This is a genomic window from Agrobacterium sp. a22-2, from assembly GCF_012276985.1.
In the GTDB taxonomy this organism is placed as follows: Bacteria; Pseudomonadota; Alphaproteobacteria; order Rhizobiales; family Rhizobiaceae; genus Allorhizobium.
This window is the reverse complement of record NZ_JAAXMM010000020.1, coordinates 30,757-46,731: the sequence shown is the minus strand read 5'-3', so window position 1 is coordinate 46,731 and position 15,975 is coordinate 30,757. Positions and strand designations below refer to the sequence as shown.

Annotated in this window: 15 protein-coding genes; 5 read left to right on the top strand and 10 right to left on the bottom strand. The window is 61.6% G+C overall.

The window, feature by feature from the left end; all coding sequences use genetic code 11:
- Positions 1 to 6 precede the first annotated feature (6 nt).
- From fabI to HFC70_RS24140, 3 genes are all read right to left on the bottom strand, one after another.
- Positions 7 to 825: an enoyl-ACP reductase FabI gene (gene fabI / locus HFC70_RS24150; protein WP_168475863.1), complete on the bottom strand. Its 819-nt coding sequence runs from the start codon at positions 823 to 825 to the stop codon at positions 7 to 9.
- Positions 826 to 947: 122 nt separating this feature from the next.
- On the bottom strand, positions 948 to 2,204 hold the full coding sequence (locus HFC70_RS24145; RefSeq protein WP_168475862.1) for a DnaJ domain-containing protein: 1,257 nt from the start codon (positions 2,202 to 2,204) through the stop codon (positions 948 to 950).
- 272 nt (positions 2,205 to 2,476) lie between these two features.
- Positions 2,477 to 2,932 (bottom strand): RT0821/Lpp0805 family surface protein, encoded by a 456-nt coding sequence (locus HFC70_RS24140; protein ID WP_246735934.1) that lies wholly within the window; start codon positions 2,930 to 2,932, stop codon positions 2,477 to 2,479.
- A 65-nt stretch (positions 2,933 to 2,997) separates the two neighbouring features.
- Here HFC70_RS24140 and pdxH point away from each other — a divergent pair, with 65 nt between their 5' ends.
- Positions 2,998 to 3,618 carry a pyridoxamine 5'-phosphate oxidase gene (gene pdxH / locus HFC70_RS24135; protein ID WP_168475861.1) on the top strand — a complete coding sequence of 207 codons (621 nt, stop codon included), beginning with the start codon at positions 2,998 to 3,000 and terminating at the stop codon, positions 3,616 to 3,618.
- Positions 3,619 to 3,624: 6 nt separating this feature from the next.
- On the opposite strand, the gene HFC70_RS24130 is transcribed toward pdxH, so the two are convergent.
- From HFC70_RS24130 to HFC70_RS24120, 3 genes are all read right to left on the bottom strand, one after another.
- Positions 3,625 to 4,662: a polysaccharide deacetylase family protein gene (locus HFC70_RS24130; RefSeq protein ID WP_168475860.1), complete on the bottom strand. Its 1,038-nt coding sequence runs from the start codon at positions 4,660 to 4,662 to the stop codon at positions 3,625 to 3,627.
- Positions 4,663 to 4,767: 105 nt separating this feature from the next.
- Positions 4,768 to 5,559, bottom strand: coding sequence for a sulfite exporter TauE/SafE family protein (locus tag HFC70_RS24125; protein WP_168475859.1), 792 nt, complete (start codon positions 5,557 to 5,559; stop codon positions 4,768 to 4,770).
- 85 nt (positions 5,560 to 5,644) lie between these two features.
- On the bottom strand, positions 5,645 to 7,111 hold the full coding sequence (locus tag HFC70_RS24120) for an MFS transporter (protein ID WP_168475882.1): 1,467 nt from the start codon (positions 7,109 to 7,111) through the stop codon (positions 5,645 to 5,647).
- Positions 7,112 to 7,447: 336 nt separating this feature from the next.
- Here HFC70_RS24120 and HFC70_RS24115 point away from each other — a divergent pair, with 336 nt between their 5' ends.
- Together HFC70_RS24115 and HFC70_RS24110 are read left to right on the top strand one after the other, a co-directional pair.
- Positions 7,448 to 8,770, top strand: a complete 1,323-nt coding sequence (locus HFC70_RS24115; RefSeq protein WP_168475858.1) for a D-alanyl-D-alanine carboxypeptidase — start codon at positions 7,448 to 7,450, stop codon at positions 8,768 to 8,770.
- A gap of 63 nt (positions 8,771 to 8,833) precedes the next feature.
- The gene (locus HFC70_RS24110) at positions 8,834 to 9,136 is read left to right on the top strand and encodes a MazG nucleotide pyrophosphohydrolase domain-containing protein (protein WP_168475857.1); all 303 of its coding nucleotides are present in this window, start codon (positions 8,834 to 8,836) and stop codon (positions 9,134 to 9,136) included.
- 385 nt (positions 9,137 to 9,521) lie between these two features.
- Here HFC70_RS24110 and HFC70_RS24105 read toward each other — a convergent pair whose 3' ends face one another.
- Complete coding sequence (locus tag HFC70_RS24105) at positions 9,522 to 10,130, bottom strand: TetR/AcrR family transcriptional regulator (protein ID WP_168475856.1); 609 nt, start codon at positions 10,128 to 10,130, stop codon at positions 9,522 to 9,524.
- Between the two features lie 152 nt (positions 10,131 to 10,282).
- Between HFC70_RS24105 and HFC70_RS24100 the strand changes: the two genes are divergently transcribed.
- Positions 10,283 to 11,044 (top strand): SDR family NAD(P)-dependent oxidoreductase, encoded by a 762-nt coding sequence (locus tag HFC70_RS24100; protein WP_168475855.1) that lies wholly within the window; start codon positions 10,283 to 10,285, stop codon positions 11,042 to 11,044.
- A 135-nt stretch (positions 11,045 to 11,179) separates the two neighbouring features.
- Here HFC70_RS24100 and HFC70_RS24095 read toward each other — a convergent pair whose 3' ends face one another.
- The 3 genes from HFC70_RS24095 to HFC70_RS24085 all read right to left on the bottom strand — a co-directional run bounded on the left by HFC70_RS24095 (position 11,180) and on the right by HFC70_RS24085 (position 14,747).
- Positions 11,180 to 11,521, bottom strand: coding sequence for a YciI family protein (locus tag HFC70_RS24095; RefSeq protein ID WP_168475854.1), 342 nt, complete (start codon positions 11,519 to 11,521; stop codon positions 11,180 to 11,182).
- A 1,177-nt stretch (positions 11,522 to 12,698) separates the two neighbouring features.
- Positions 12,699 to 14,114, bottom strand: a complete 1,416-nt coding sequence (gene tldD / locus HFC70_RS24090; protein WP_168475853.1) for a metalloprotease TldD — start codon at positions 14,112 to 14,114, stop codon at positions 12,699 to 12,701.
- Positions 14,115 to 14,222: 108 nt separating this feature from the next.
- Positions 14,223 to 14,747 (bottom strand): invasion associated locus B family protein, encoded by a 525-nt coding sequence (locus HFC70_RS24085; RefSeq protein WP_168475852.1) that lies wholly within the window; start codon positions 14,745 to 14,747, stop codon positions 14,223 to 14,225.
- Positions 14,748 to 15,073: 326 nt separating this feature from the next.
- On the opposite strand from HFC70_RS24085, the gene coxB reads away from it, so the two are divergent.
- Positions 15,074 to 15,961 (top strand): cytochrome c oxidase subunit II, encoded by an 888-nt coding sequence (gene coxB / locus HFC70_RS24080; protein ID WP_168475851.1) that lies wholly within the window; start codon positions 15,074 to 15,076, stop codon positions 15,959 to 15,961.
- Positions 15,962 to 15,975 lie beyond the last annotated feature (14 nt).

Below are 15,975 nucleotides of genomic sequence, written 5' to 3'. Positions count from 1 at the left end.
CTCTGATCAGTCCTTGACGACGGAGATGTCCGGCGCGTCGACGGCCTTCATGCCGATCGTATGATAGCCCGAATCGACGTGGTGCACCTCGCCGGTAACCCCGGTCGAAAGATCCGACAGCAGATACATGCCCGACTTGCCGACTTCGTCGGTCGAGACATTGCGCTTCAGCGGCGCATTGTATTCGTTCCACTTGAGAATATAGCGGAAGTCGCCGATGCCGGAGGCGGCCAGCGTCTTGATCGGGCCAGCCGAAATCGCATTGACGCGGATGCCGCGGCCACCGAGATCGACGGCCAGATAACGCACGCTGGCTTCCAGCGCCGCCTTGGCCACGCCCATGACATTATAGTTCGGCATGACCTTTTCGGCACCGTAATAGGTCAGCGTCAGGATCGAGCCGCCGTCGTTCATGATCCGATCGGCGCGCTTGGCGACGGCTGCCAGCGAATAGACCGAGATATCCATGGTCTTGGCGAAATTCTCGCGGCTGGTGTCGACATAGCGGCCGGTCAATTCGTCCTTGTCGGAAAAGGCGATGGCATGCACGACGAAGTCTATTCTGCCCCACTTTTCCTCGAGGTTCTTGAACACGGTGTCGATCGTTGCCATGTCAGTGACGTCGCAATGGCCTGCCATGAAGGCATCCAGTTCCTGCGCCAGCGGTTCGACCCGCTTTTTCAGGGCATCGCCCTGCCACGTCAGCGCGATTTCCGCGCCGGCGTCGTGACATGCCTTGGCAATGCCCCACGCAATGGAACGGTTGTTGGCGACGCCCATAATCACGCCGCGCTTGCCTGCCATGAGGCCTGATGCTTGAGCCATACGCTGCTCCCTAGGTCTTTCGATTGGACCTGCCTATGACATAGCCGGAACCGGGGTTCAAGCTTGCGGCAGATCATCAACTGTTAGGCAGCGTAATAAAGGGTGTGTGTGTCATTGAAATTTCATAAAAAAAGACCCTCGCGCATGACACGCATCAAGTCCGTGACCTTGTCGTCGGGCTTCTCCCACAGCACCACGCGCAGCTCGATCACCAGATCGCCCTGGGTGCCTTCGCTGCCCGGCAAACCAAGGCCCTCGAGCCGGATCACCTGATCGGAACCGGACCATGCTGGCACCTTGACATCGACCGTGCCCCTTGGCCCGTCGATCGTCGTGTCGCAGCCGAGCACGGCGTTCTCCAGCGTGATCGGCAATACGGTGTGGATATCCAGTCCGTCGACGCTGAACTTGTCCGTCTTCAGCACCCGCAGCGTCACGGCCACATCGCCGCGCTGCATGCCCTGAAGGCGCAGGCCCTGACCCTTCAGCCGCACGACATGGCCGTCGGTATGGCCGCCTTCCAGTGCAAAGCGCACATCGCGACCGTCCGGCAGGTGTGCGGTGATCGAATTCTGGTTCAGCAGGTCGTCGATGGCAATGACGGATTCAACGACGATATCCGGTGCCTTTTCCAGCACAGGCTGGGTGCCGCGGATGCGCCGCACCAGCGAACTGATGATTTCAATCGGCGCGAAGATACGCGGTGCCGCGGGCTTTAACGGAGCGCCCGTCTCGTCCGTGGCGGTGTCGCCGGTTGTCCCCGCCTTCTCGGCTTTGGCCTCTGCCTCGCGGCGCAGGCTTTCCGCCGCAGCGCTTGCCTGGGCGGACGAGCCGAAAATGCGGGAGATCAGGTCTTCGGGATTTTCCGGGGCAGATCCCGGCGGCGGGGTCTGGCTCTGTTGCGACTGCTGCTGTTGTTCGCCGGCCGGCGTGGGTCCCGGTTGGGCCTGCTGCTGCTGTGGCTGCGGCTTGGGCTGACCCGATTGCGCCTTGGCATAGGCTTGGGCGGCCTGGGCCGTCTTGTCGGCTCTTGCCTTCTGGGCTTCGGCCAGCGCCAGTTCGGCCAGAATGCGCTCGGCATTGGCCTTGGCCACCTTGGCGCGTTCGGCGGCTTCGCGGGCCGCCTCGCGCTGCTGCATGATGGTCTGCTCGCGCTGCTTGGCCTCGGCCTTGAAGCGCTGCTCGTCGTAGCGGGTCCGCTTCTGCGGGTCCTTCAGGACCTCATAGGCCTGGCCCACCTCGGCGAAACGCTGGGTGGCGTTGGGGTCGTCGTGATTATGGTCGGGGTGAGACGATTTCGCCTTGTTCCGCCACGCCGCTTTGATTTCGTCGGCGCCTGCATCCCGCTTTACACCAAGTACTGAATAGGGATCGCGCATATGATGCCACCGGTTAACAATTGATCGACATGTTTGTCCTGTTGAGGACCTACCGCCCTCTCAATAACCTTACGCCTCCGCAGAAATTATCGCGGACGCGGTCTACCTTTGCTCGACTATGGCAAAAAGAAGCTAATCAGTGGTTACGCGGCTGTCGGGATGATTTCGGGCCGCCAAGAACATCCGAAGTATTTGCAGCGATGCGGCCGAAATCCGTCTTGAAACGGCACGACGACACCGCTGTGCGCATCGCGCCGCGCTCTGAAAAATGGTCAGGATTGTTTGTCGAAGCTGAGCAATTGCCACTGGCTCTGGCCGATCAGGCAGGTGCGGCCCGAGAAATTGGCGATACCGTCATAGGCGTGGCGGGTCGTTGAGAAATACCGGCAGACCAGGCCGTCCTGCCGTTCCTCGCGGATCGCCGAGACGACGCCGGCGCTGCCCGTCGAGCTATTGGCCCAGGGCAGGGGATTGGCGCCGAGCTTTTCGAGATCGGCCGAGGACACGGCGTTGCGCACGGTCGCCTCGTCGGAGCGGCCGTCGAGCGACTTGGTTTGGGAGATGGTGGCCGTGGAAATCGATTTGTCGACCGAAGCGCTGCCGGCAAAGTCGAAAGCCGAGCCGACACAGCCGCAAAGGGGCAGGCACAGCACGAGCATTGCAACAAAACTGCCGCGTCGGGTGGCTATGCCCTTTTGGCGGTGATGTGGCTTTGCTATGTCTTCCAAGTTACGTCCTGTCCGGCAGTGAGGGCATGGGCGATCATCAAGCATTTCGGAGCATTTGAACCAATATGTCAGAAAACGGGTTAACAAGCGGTGACTTCACCGAGGAACAGGAGCCTTTCTCGCTGTTTGCGTCCTGGTTGAAGGATGCCGAAGCCTCCGAAATCAACGATCCCAACGCCGTAGCGCTGGCGACCGTCGATGAGAACGGCCTGCCCAATGTGCGCATGGTTCTGCTAAAGGGCTTCGATACGGGTGGTTTCGTCTTCTACACCAATTTCGAGAGCCAGAAGGGTAGCGAAATTCTCGGCCAGAAGAAGGCGGCCATGTGTTTTCACTGGAAGTCCCTGCGTCGCCAGGTGCGTCTGCGCGGCGAGGTGGAGGTGGTCACCGACGAGGAGGCCGATGCCTATTACCGCACCCGGCCGATCGGCAGCCGCATCGGCGCTTGGGCGTCGAAACAGTCGCGTCCGCTGGAAGGCCGCTTCGCGCTCGAAAAGGCCGTGGCCGAATATACCGCCCGCTACGCGATCGGCGACATTCCCCGTCCGCCGTACTGGTCTGGCTTCCGCATCAAGCCGCTGACCATCGAGTTCTGGCACGACCGCAAGTTCCGCCTGCATGACCGCATCGAGTTTCGCCGCGACCATGCCGAGGGCGATTGGTCCAAGGTGCGCATGTATCCCTGATCGGCTCTAGCGACCCATCAGCCGGAACGGAATGCCGGAGGCCAGCGCCGAGACATAGCGGGTCTTCTGGTAAAAACCGTTCAGCGATATGCGCGGCAGGCTCGACAAAGCCTGCCGATGCTGCGGCATCAATGTTCCGGCCGTGGTTGTCACCGCGATCGGCAGGCCGGCGGCTTCTGCCAGGGCGATGGTCTTGGCCGTGACGCTGCGGCCGTCGCCATAGGGATAGGCGAAAGTCGACGGACGCTTGCCGGCAATCGCCCCGACATAATCGGCAGAGTCCTTCAATTCGGTGAGGACATCGTCGTCGCCCAGCAGGCCCAGCGCCCGATGGCTCACCGTATGCGCCCCGAGGCTCGCCAGCGGATGGGCAGCCAGCACGCGCAACTCGTCCGCCGTCATGACAAGTTGATCGACGATCGCCAAGTCATCGATGCCATGCCGGGCCGCTACGGCGTTCAACCGGGCGATGGCGCAGGCTTCGTCCGTTGTGTTGATGGATGCGGCAACGGTTGCGAAAACAGCGGATTTTTCAGCGATCGTCCGCGTCTCGAAGGTCTGCGTTTCGCCATCGATCCCATACTCGAAACCGTCGGCCCGCCGCACCAGCTCGGCCAGCACCTCCCACCACATGCCATGGCTGCGTTCCGAAAATCCCTTGCAGACGAAAACGGTAAAGGGCGCCCCATGCCGCTCGAACACCGGCAGCGCCAGCGCCGCATTGTTGCGGTAACCGTCGTCGAGCGTGAAGGCGGCAAAGGGTTTTCCGCCGGCGGGTTCCTCCAGCAGCGCCGGTATGTCGTCCAGCGCCACGAAGCGATAGCCGTCGGCCTTCAACTGACCAAGTGCCGCATCGAGGAAGTCAGGCGAGATTTCCAGATGCCGGTTCGGGTCGGGCAAACGCGGCGTATAAGGCCGCACGTGATGCAGGGTGAAGATCGCGCCGCGGCCCCGCGATGCCGCCATCAGGCCGGCACGGGAAAGCGCAGCCGAGGCCTCGAGCCCCGCTGAAATCACCGCCTTCTTGATCAGCGCCTTGTCCATGCTGCGTGCCTCTTCTGCGGTTCGTCCCGTCGTTGACATAGCAACCGGACGTTATCGGCTCGCGGTTAAACCTTGTTGAACACGGTTGAACCGAATGGAACGGCGTTAGCGCAGTAGCGGATCGAGAACCGGCAGGCCGATCACCGCCGCAACGGCAATCAGCCCGAAGCAGATGCGCCGAAAGGTGACGTCGTTGGCGAGCCCAAACAGCCGCGAGCCGCTGACAAGTCCGATGCCGAAGGCCGGAGCGACCAGCAGCGCCAGGAAGAAGGCTTCCCTCACCAGAATGCCGGCCAACAGGTAATTGATCGCGGTGATGGCGGTCGTCGCGCCGAAATAAAGCACGATATTGGCCCGCACCACCACGGCCGGGATCACGCCGCCCAGCCAATAGGCCACCACCGGCGGCCCGCCGATCTGCGCCGCGCCGCCGAACAGGCCCGACACGGCGCCGACGCCGATGGTGAGCGGTGCCGAGGGCGTGCCGCGGAAGCGCCAGCCGGAGATCAGCAGCGCCAGCATGGCCACCACAACGCTGACGATGAACCAGCGCAGAACCAGGGGGTCGGTGCGGGTCAGCAGGAGCGTGCCGATCGGAATGCCGATCAGCGCGCCGGCGGTCATCAGGGCGACCGCCTTTTTGTCGGCCCTTCGGAAGGCGTGAGGAATCATTGGCGCTGTCATGGCCGCATCGATGATGAACAGCACGGCGGCGGCAAGCGTCGGGTCGATGACGGAACTGGCCGCCGGCATGAAGATCAGCGCGCCGCCGAATCCGGAAAAGCCGCGCGCCAGCCCGGCCACCAGCGCTGCAAGGATAAGGAACAACACGGAACCCGCCGACTGCTGGGCGACAAGCGACTGGAAGGCCGCCAGTTCGGCTGAAAGCAATGCCATGCGGGTATGGGAATCCTTGCGAGGGCTGAAAGGGTTGGGCTGTTGGATACCAAAGCCCCAACCCTTTCGAAAGCTCAACGCGCGATTATTCCGCCCTGGTCCGGTCGATTGCGGCGCTGTGGACCAGGGCGACCGCACGTCTTGCCGCCAGAAAGGCCGGCGCCGACCACAAGACGGCGATGAAGAAGGCCACGGCCAGCGCCAGACGCAGGGCGTCCACCGGCAGGCCGGCGGCAAGGCCGGCGCCATTCGCCGCAAGGCCCGCCAGTCCCGCACCGAGCGCATAGCCCGCCGATTGCAGGGTGGGCAGCAGGGCAGACGTCTTGTCGCGCTCATCGGCCGGCGTCACGTCCATCAGCAATTGGCTGAGATAACCCCAGGTCAAACCGAAGGCGCAGCCGATCAGCACCTGCCCGATAACCAGCAGGGTGATGGTGCCCGAGGCGATGGCGGAAAACAGGCAGGCCATGCCCAGCACCTGCAGCAGCGGACCGAGCCAGATCGCCCGGCGCTGCAGGCTCTGCGATTTCAGGTTGGCGATCGCAATGGCCGACAGGCTCCAGAAGATCGCCATCAGCGCCCCGAGCGCCCCGGCATGGGTCGGCCCGAAACCCCAGAGATGCTGCAGGCTGTAGACCAGGTAGACGCCGCTGGTCGATTGCGCCAGCGGCATCAGCAGGATGACCCAGAGGCCAAGACCGAGCGTCGAGCCGAGCGAGAAGGCGCCGGTTGGCAGGATGCGGCTTGCCGCCCTGCGGTCGAGCCGGATGAAGACAACCAGCATGACGGCACAGAAGGCCACCAGCACGGCGGAGATCAGCACGCTCGGGGCCAGGCCGGCAAACAGCACGGCGACAAAGCCGCAGCACAGCAGCGCCAGCCGCAGGCCAGGCAGGGCGAGCCCGCCCCCCGTTGAGACCGTGCGCGGCACGATGGTGAAAGCCAGCACCATGAAGACGGCGATGATCGGGATATTGATCAGGAAGGCAGCCCGCCAGGAGATCATCTCCGTCAGGTAGCCGGCCAGGACAGGTCCGCCGAAGGCGGCAATCGCCCAGACGCTGGCCTCGGCGCCGAATACTTTCGGCACCAGGCGCGAGGGAAACATCTCCGGGATCAGCGCATAGCAGATCGCCGCCACCACGCCTTCGCCAAGCCCCTGCAACACGCGGCCGACCAGGATGGTCTCCATGCTGGTGGCTGCGGCGGCAAGCATGGTGCCCGCCAGAAACACAAGGGCCGCCCCGATCAGCGACAGCCGCGCTCCGAATCGCGCCTTCAAAAGCGCCGCACTGGCGCCGGCCACGATCGAAGCGGCCAGGAACAGCGTCAGCGACCACGATAGCAGCGCCTCGCCGCCCAGCTCCACGACCGCCGTCGGCAGCGCCGTGGTCACCAGGAATCCGTTGAAGGCATAGAGCGCCACGCCGATGCACAGCATCACGGTGGTGACCAGATAGCGGGGGGCAAGCAGTTCCGCCCAGCGCCCGCTGGTCGGGTTGTGCGGGGTGTCGATCAAAGCGGACGGTTCGGCTGATGTGGCCTTCGGCATGGGCATTCCATTCTCTTGATTTCAAGGCAGGGTGGTTGATGCGCCGCACGCTACGACCTCAACCAAACTTGAGGTAAAGAGTGTTTTTTCGATTTTCCCATGACGCTATTTTGTTGGCCTCCTTGCGAAGAAAGGCTGAGTTCGCCGCCGCTAACGGTTGGAAGTCGTTAATTCGACCGCGTGGGTTTCAATGGTCTCGTAAGCATGACCAAAAAAGTCTTCTTCATTGCGCCATTGTTGCCCCATTCTTCGGGCAAGGAGGTGGCGCCGCGCGCTCGCGCTCTGCCGATTTGCGGCTCACGGGACAGTCTTTAAATAATCCGCCTTGGAGTGAAAATGCACAAGCTATTGATCGCTTTCACGTTTTTTGTCGCGATCGCTTGCCTTCCCCAAGGTGTTTCTGCCGGCCAGGCCAATTTCCTGCTCGATGCCCGCACCGGCCGCGTGCTGGCATCGGAAAATGCCGACACCGCCAATCACCCGGCCTCGCTCACCAAGATGATGACGCTCTACATGACCTTCGACGCGATCCGCCGCGGCAAATTGTCGTGGGATACGCCGGTGCGCTTCTCGAAGCTCGCCTCCAGCCGCCCGCCGACCAAGCTCTGGGTCAAGGCCGGCGACAGTATCACCGTGCGCGACGCGGTGATGGGCATGATCGTCGTCTCCGCCAATGACGCGGCCACCGCCATCGCCGAAAAACTCGGCGGTACGGAGAGCGAATTCGGCGCGATGATGACCGCCAAGGCCCGTTCGCTTGGCATGACCCGCACGGTCTTGGTCAATGCCTCAGGCCTGCCGGACAAGCGCCAGATCACCACGGCGCGCGATATGGCGACGCTCGGCGTCGTGCTGCTGCGCGACTTCCCCGAGGAATACAAGCTGTTCTCGGCCGAGAGCTTTACCTTCCGCGGCAGGAAGATCCGCGGCCACAACAATCTGATGTATGGCTACAAGGGCATGGACGGCATCAAGACCGGCTATACCGACTGGTCCGGCTTCAATCTGGTCAGCGCCGTGCGCGACGGCGACCGCCGCGTCATCGGCGTCGTGCTGGGCGGCCGCACCGCCGCCAGCCGCGACAAGACCATGAAGACCCTGCTCGACCGCAACATCGCCAATGCCTCGGGCGGCCGGCAATTGGTCGCCAGCCTGTCATCGGGCGCGCAGGTGGCAGCCCTTGGCGATGACGTTCCCGTGCCGCTCGCGGCCCCCCGGCCCGGCGAGGCGCTGGCCGCCGTGACCAGCATGGCCAAGGGCACGCCAATTCCCAATTCACGCTATGAAAATGCCTTTGCCGAGAGCGTCTCCGTGCCAGAGGTCGAACTGGCGCCGGCCGCAGGTCGCGTAGAGGCTCCGGTGCCGCCACGGGCAATGGCTGTCGCCGCCGCACCCGCCGCCCGCACCGAAGGCTGGCAGATCCAGATTGCCGCCGCCCAGAGCCGGCAGGCCGCCATCGACATGCTGGCCCGCGCGAAGCAGCAGATCGGCGGGCCGCTGGCCGGCCGCGACACCTACACGCAAGAGGTGACACGCGACGGCCAGACCCTCTACCGCGCCCGCTTCGTCGGCTTCTCCAGCAAAACCGACGCCCGCGCCGCCTGCGACCGCCTGGTCAAGAAATCCTACGACTGCCTGCTGATGCCCTCGCAGGGGTGAGCGGGGCTCGACTCCCGGTCGGGAATCGGCCAGTGTTCTCCTGAACATATAGGGAACATGGCGATGCGTGAACTGATGGCCCAATTCGAGGCTGCGTCACAAAATTATGCGCAAGTGCATGGCGTAAGCCGCGATTCCGACTGGTTTCTGCTGAAACTGCTGGAGGAGGTCGGGGAACTGGCCCAAGTCAGCAACCGAATCAGCGGCCGCAGCCGCCGGAAGGGCCTGAGCGATGCCGATCTGCGCCAGGCCATGGAGGACGAGACAGCCGACCTGCTCGGCCACGTCCTGCTCTTCGCACACCATCACGGCTTGAACATTGAAGACGCGATCGAACGAAAATGGCGTTTTCGGCCGGGTCGGTGAAGCGGGTTGATTTGGCGCCGGTGATTTGCGTCGTTTGGCACCCCAACCGATCAACTGTCAGGCGGATCGTAGGAGCTATAGAGGCTCGGGTCCTTGTCGAAGACATCATGGTGGTCGGCTGAGTTGGGCAACACTTTCTTCGAGGTTCTGACTCTGAGCGAAAACAGAACCACCACCGCCAAGATAACCAAACCACAGGCTATGCCAACAATCGTGAGAAAGAAGACTGCCATCGTGGAACCCTCTTAAGGACTGGGTAGAGATAGATCGTCTTGACGTCAGTCGGCGTTTTCGGTGTCCAGACTAACCTAATGGGCATGAGGGGCGGGCAGACGTCAATTCCTGTTGCTCGAGTTTGTTAATCTCGTCATCACCCACCGCCTCACTACACCCCTTCCGCCACACCCGACTGCCCCGCCGGCCAACTCGCCAGCGCCTGCTCGGCGACATCCTCCAGCGTGTCGCGGCTGAAGCCGGCCTTGGCTTGCACCGCCATGCCGTGCAGCACCGCCATCAGGAAGGCTGCAAGGGCGTGCGGTTTGGCCGTTTCGGGCAGGTCGCCCTCGGCCTTTGCTTTCTCGAAACGTTCCCGAAGCTGGGTCTCGGCGAGCGCCCGCGCCTCGATCAGGATCTGCCGGACAGGCTCCGCGTCGTCCGACCCGGCCAGAACGCCGTTGATGACGAGACATCCCGTATGGTCTGGAAAGCGCGTGTTGAGGTCGATCGCATGGTGGAGAATGTGGGCTGCCACCTGCCGCGATGTGGGAAGCGCCAGCGCTGCCGGAATATAGTCCAGGAAGCGCACGTAGTAGCGGTCGAGCGCCTGGCGGAACAGCGCCTCCTTGTTGCCGAAGGCCGAATAGAGGGCAGGTCGCTCGACCCCAGCCGCTGCCGTCAGGTCGGCATAGGAGGCGCCCTCATAGCCCTTGCGCCAGAACACGCACAACGCGGCGTCGAGGACTTTCTCCACGTCAAACTCGCGATGGCGTCCCATCAGGTGGTCTCCAATGATTTCATAACGACCATTATTAAACCGCTTGACGTCATTCGTCAAATTTCATACCAATCGTTATAGTAACGGTCGTTACGAAAAATATCCACCTGTTGGGTGGATGAAACCAAATCGAACATCGAAGGAATTTCGTTATGTCGGACACATTCAAAGGCAAGGTCGTGCTGATTACCGGCGGATCCCGCGGGCTCGGAGCGGCCACGGCGGAAGCATTCGCCGATCATGGCGCAGACGTGGCGATCAGCTATGCGGCATCCGCCGACAAGGCCGACGCCGTCGTGGCAAAGCTGAAGGCCAAGGGTGTTCGCGCCATCGCGGTCAAGAGCGACCAGGCTGACCTTAGCTCTGCCAAACCGCTGATCGATCGTGTAATGGCCGAGTTCGGGCGGCTCGACATCCTCGTCAACAATGCCGGTATCGCCATTCAGGGCCAGATGGTCGACGATCCGGATCTCGACGGCGACAAATATAACCGCCAGTGGCAGGTCAATGTCATGGGCACGATCGCCAACACCCGCGCCGCAGCGCCGAAGCTTTCCGATGGCGGCCGCATCATCTTCGTCGGCTCTCTGCTCGGCGCTGCTGTGCCCTTTGCCGGCGTCGCCGATTACGCCGGAACGAAATGGGCGCTGGCCGGCTATGCCAAGGGCATCGCCCGCGACCTTGGACCGCGCAATATCACCGTGAACGTGGTTCAGCCGGGCATCATGCCCACCGACATGGCCGCAGATGTGGCCGGCGAACTTCCCAACCGCGACGCCATCCTGGACATGCACCCGATCCGCCGCATCGCAACCCTTGAGGAAGTGGCCGAAACCATCTGCTTCCTCGCCGGCCCACACGCCGGCTACATCAACGGCGAAACCATCAACATCGCCGGCGGCCTGGCAATCTGACGCTTCGATGACCGAAGCTCCGGCCCATCAATCCGGACCGGATCACCAAATGACTGAGATCCTGAGCTTCATCCGAAGTTCAGGATCCGGCTGCCATTGCGCCTTTCTCCACGGCCGGCCGCAGGCGCTCCACCCTCAGTGAAACGGCCGCACCTCGACCGGCGCGCGGCAGGCGATGGCCGCCTTGCGGCCCCAGGTGAGCGCTTCGTCCATGTCGGCAACGTCAAGCACCCAGAAACCGCTGACATGCTCCTGGCTCTTCAGGTAAGGCCCGGCCGCGATCAGCACCTCGCCATCGGGTAAGGCCCTAAGCGAAATCGCGTTTGCGACCGGCCGCAGCCCGCCCACGAAAACCCTGACGCCCGCCGCCACCATCTCGTCGTTGAGCCCGTCGATATCACGCCCCATCGCCTCATCCTCCGCGATGGACGGATCGTAATCGTCAGGGCGATGAATGGCCACCAGATACCGGGTCATGCTGCCTCCTGTGGCGGGATTTCAGTCCGTTCGGAACATTTCCGAAGCAAAGCCGTCAAGATAACGTGCCATATCACGATGCCTCATTCGGCTGTAAGCGGCGGAACCATCGCCCACTCCCAATTCGCAGTCCACTTGCGTGGCGTGCCGTTCGCGGGGCATATTGCCGACGGATAATTGCGCTCCAGACCGTCGCGTGCTCCCTCGGGCCTCGCCCAAGAGGACGTATGCCAACGTAAAATAATGGCGCCAGCGTGGTCGCATCGCAGGTTGATTTACGAATATCAGATCATCTGAGGAACATCATCGTTCAGGTCTTCTTGAATAAATGCATTGGGAGAATCATTTGAAGGAAGAAATCAAACTTCTCGCTCGATACACTACGGTATCCGATAAGTTCTCTATCCTATATGTCATCATCGCTCCAATAATGCTGCTGCTAGATAGCTACACAAGCTATCCAAGAGAAAAACACAATGTCTTGTTCTTTATTCTGTATCCCGTAGTACCGTCGCTTTCTATATTTATAATATGGCTAATAATTAGGGATGCCAGAAGGAAAAGGGAAATCGAAAGGCAAGACGAAAAATGAGGAAGGCCAATCGATTAAGGTAAACTTAGATCTGAAAGGGATCCGGCCGAGAGCGTTGCGATGCAATGAGTTAAATAAAAAATGCCTGATGAAGATTGTTGCAGGCAGCAAAAATATTATTTGGATAGACGATGATAGAAAAAATATTAAGTGTAATATTAAAAATTGTACGACAGTACTTATATTTACTTTTATGCGGCCGTTGGTCCCTTATGTTTTATTGTGGATTGACCGGAATATTAGCCTCAATTATCTCGCCGCTGATTCCTGTGGCACCTATATATGTGGTGATAGCCTCGATTATCTTGGTGATTATTATTAATCCAGGAAGAGTAATCCGCAAAAAAATCAAAAGTGACAATGGTAAAGGCGAATAATAGGTAGCGACAGCCAGCTATCTAAAACGTGTCGCATCTATTCCGCCTCATAGCCTGCCGCTTTGAAGCACTTTCAGCGTTCGGAGAATAGAAGAGGCCGGAGATATCGCCGAGCGCCTGTGTGATGGTGTCGAAGCTCCATAGATCACATTGCCGAAGCTTCGGCCGGTGGTCGACAATGGTCAAAGGCTCTGGACGTTATCAGCCCTTACGCCCTGGTCCCCCCGACCGTCACCTGGTCCATCCTCAGATGCGGCTGGCCGACGCCGACCGGTACCCATTGGCCGGCCTTGCCGCAATTGCCGATGCCGGTGTCGAGCTTCATGTCGTTACCGATCATCGAGATGCGCCGCATGGCGTCCGGACCGTTGCCGATCAGCATGGCGCCCTTGACCGGCGCGGTCACCTTGCCGTCCTCGATCAGGTAGGCCTCGGTGCAGCCGAACACGAACTTGCCGGAGGTGATGTCCACCTGGCCGCCGCCGAACGACACGGCATAGAGGCCCTTCTTCACCGAAGAGATGATCTCTTCCGGCGTCTTGTCGCCGGACAGCATGTAGGTATTGGTCATGCGCGGCATCGGCTGGTGCGAATAGCCCTGCCGGCGGCCGTTGCCGGTCGCCTTCATGCCCATCAGCCGGGCATTCTGGCGGTCCTGCATGTAGCCGACCAGCCGGCCGTTCTCGATCAGCACGTTATAGGCCGACGGCGTGCCTTCATCGTCGACGGTGATCGAGCCGCGGCGGTTGTCGATCGTGCCGTCGTCGACGACGGTCACACCGGGCGATGCCACCATTTCGCCCATCAGGCCGGCAAAGGCCGAGGTCTTCTTGCGGTTGAAATCGCCTTCCAGCCCGTGGCCGACCGCCTCGTGCAGCATGACACCCGGCCAGCCATTGCCCAGGACCACGTCCAGCGTGCCGGCCGGCGCCTCGATCGCCTCAAGATTGACCAGCGCCTGGCGCAGCGCCTCGTCGGCGCCATCGTGCCAGCTCTCTTCGGTCAGGAAGTCGGCAAAGCCGACGCGGCCGCCGACGCCGAACGAGCCGCTTTCCTGCCGGTCGCCGCTGCCGGCCACCACGGAAATGTTGAGCCGCGTCATCGGCCTTATATCGCGCACCAGATGGCCGTCGGCGCGCAGGATCTCGACGACCTGCCAGCTGGCGGCAACCGACGCGGTGACCTGGCGGACCTTGGGGTCCTTGGCGCGCAGATAGCCGTCGATCTCCGACAGCAGCTTGACCTTTTCTTCAAAGGACGGGCTGCCGATCGGATTGTCCTCGCCGTAGAATTTCGCATTGGTGCGCTGCGGGGCCGCGGCATAGGAGCCGGCATGGCCGTGGGTCACGGCGCCAACCGCATCGGCAGCCCGGGTCAGCGCCGAAAGCGACAGTTCGCCGGCATGGGCGTAGCCGACCGCTTCGCCGGCCACCGCGCGCAGGCCAAAGCCCTGGTCAGTGTTGAAGCTGCCACCCTTCAGCCGGCCATTGTCGAAGCTCAGCGATTCGGACTGCGCATGCTCGATATAGAGTTCGCCGTCATCGGCGCCGGACAGCGCCTTGGCCACGGCGGCGCGCAGCGCGGTCTCGTCGCAGTCGAACAAAGAAATGAGATCGGTGGTCATGGTTATCTCCAATACCGGATCAACCCATGTAGTCGCGCGCAACCGGCGCGGCAAGGGCGACCGGGCGTTCCTCAATGCATCTCGCCCAAAAGCCTTTGGAAGTCTGGCTCAGGGCAGGGCGTCATAGCCGGCGGCAAAGCCGGCCAGTTCGATCGGAATGCCGACGCGGTCCTGGTCGGCCGATTCGCGCAGCGCGAACACGGCATTCTTGCCGGCCCGCAGGATCTTCATCAGCTCCTCGTCGATTTCGACCTCGACATAACAGCCCTCGGCGAAGCAGCGGGTGAAATAGGCCCGGCCGATATTGTTGGCGTCGACATAGAGTTCCATGCCGTCCTTCAGCAGCACGCCGAGCGGCGCCAGGATGCGCAGGATCTTGGCCTTGCGGTCGGCGGTCTTCAGCACCACCACGGAAAGCCCCACCTCGGGGCGGTCCTCGGCAATCACGTTTTGCATCAGCGCGCATTGTTCGACCGATGTCCCGGCCGGCGTATCGCAGATCACCGACCATGCGCCATGGTTGGAACGGATCGTGCCCGGCTGCGGCTGTTGGCCATGCGCAGGGACGCCGGCCATGGCCAAGGCGATGCCGGTGGCGAATAGACCTATCCGCGCAAGACTGTTGAAACCCATGGGTACCTCTGGAAATCGAATCATCGCGACCATTCTTGTCGGGCGGGCCGGCATTGAAAAGCCCTGCCGTGTCTTTTCCAGCCGAGTGAGGCATAATTGGGACCGAACCGAAAGGCTTTCGGCGCCGTGTCGGGGCTTTTCGATGGTGGGGTAAGCACTTGAGAAGGCGCGGCCCTCAAGCCAAATTGACGATGGACAAAAATGCCGCACAGCCTTTTCCGCGCAGATATTGCGAATGTGGGCAAACTGTGATTTTAAACGCAAAGAATAGCATGCATTAGGCGTTTTGGTTTGACCTGGATCAAACGCATGAGGGAGACACCATCGTGATTAACAGAGCTTGCGCAGTTTTGGCCGCCATGGCCTGTCTGCTTTTTGCCACCGGCAGTTTTGCAGACCAGCCGGTCGACTGGCAGATCGATCTGCAGCCCGCCGCGACGGCGATCATGGAGCAGATCCGCTGGTTTGAGGACTATACCCTTTGGTTCATCATTCCGATCACGATCTTCGTTCTGATCCTGCTGATCGTTGTCGCGGTCAAGTTCCGCGCCGGCGCCAATCCAGTGCCTTCCAAGACCAGCCATAACACGGCCATCGAAATCGTCTGGACCCTCGGTCCGGTTCTGGTTCTTTTGTTCCTGGCCATCCCGTCCTTCAACCTGCTGACGGCTCAGCTGAGCATCCCGAAGGATCCCGACATCACCCTGAAGGCCACCGCCACCCAATGGCAGTGGAACTACGAATATCAGGGCGAGACACCGCTTGCCTTCGATTCCTATCTGCTGAAGGACGAAGAACGCGCCGCTGCCGGCAAGGAAGACCGTTCGATCTATCCGCGCCTGCTCGCCGTCGACAACGAGGTCGTGCTGCCGGTCGGCAAGACCGTGCGCCTGCTGGTCACCGCGGCGCCGACCGACGTCATCCATGCCTTCGCCATGCCGTCTTTCGGCGTGAAGATCGATGCTGTGCCGGGCCGCCTCAATGAAACCTGGTTCAAGGCCGACCGTGAAGGCCTGTTTTACGGTCAGTGTTCGGAGCTCTGCGGCAAGGACCACGCGTTCATGCCGATCGCCATCCGCGTCGTCTCGGAAGAGAAGTACACCACCTGGCTGGCGGCTGCCGCCACCAATCTGGGCGATGCCAACAAGGCCTTGATGGCCTCGGTCGACGGTGCGGCATCTGCCGTGCAGCTCGCCGAAAACGTTTCGAAGTAAGAGAGGGAGTGAGC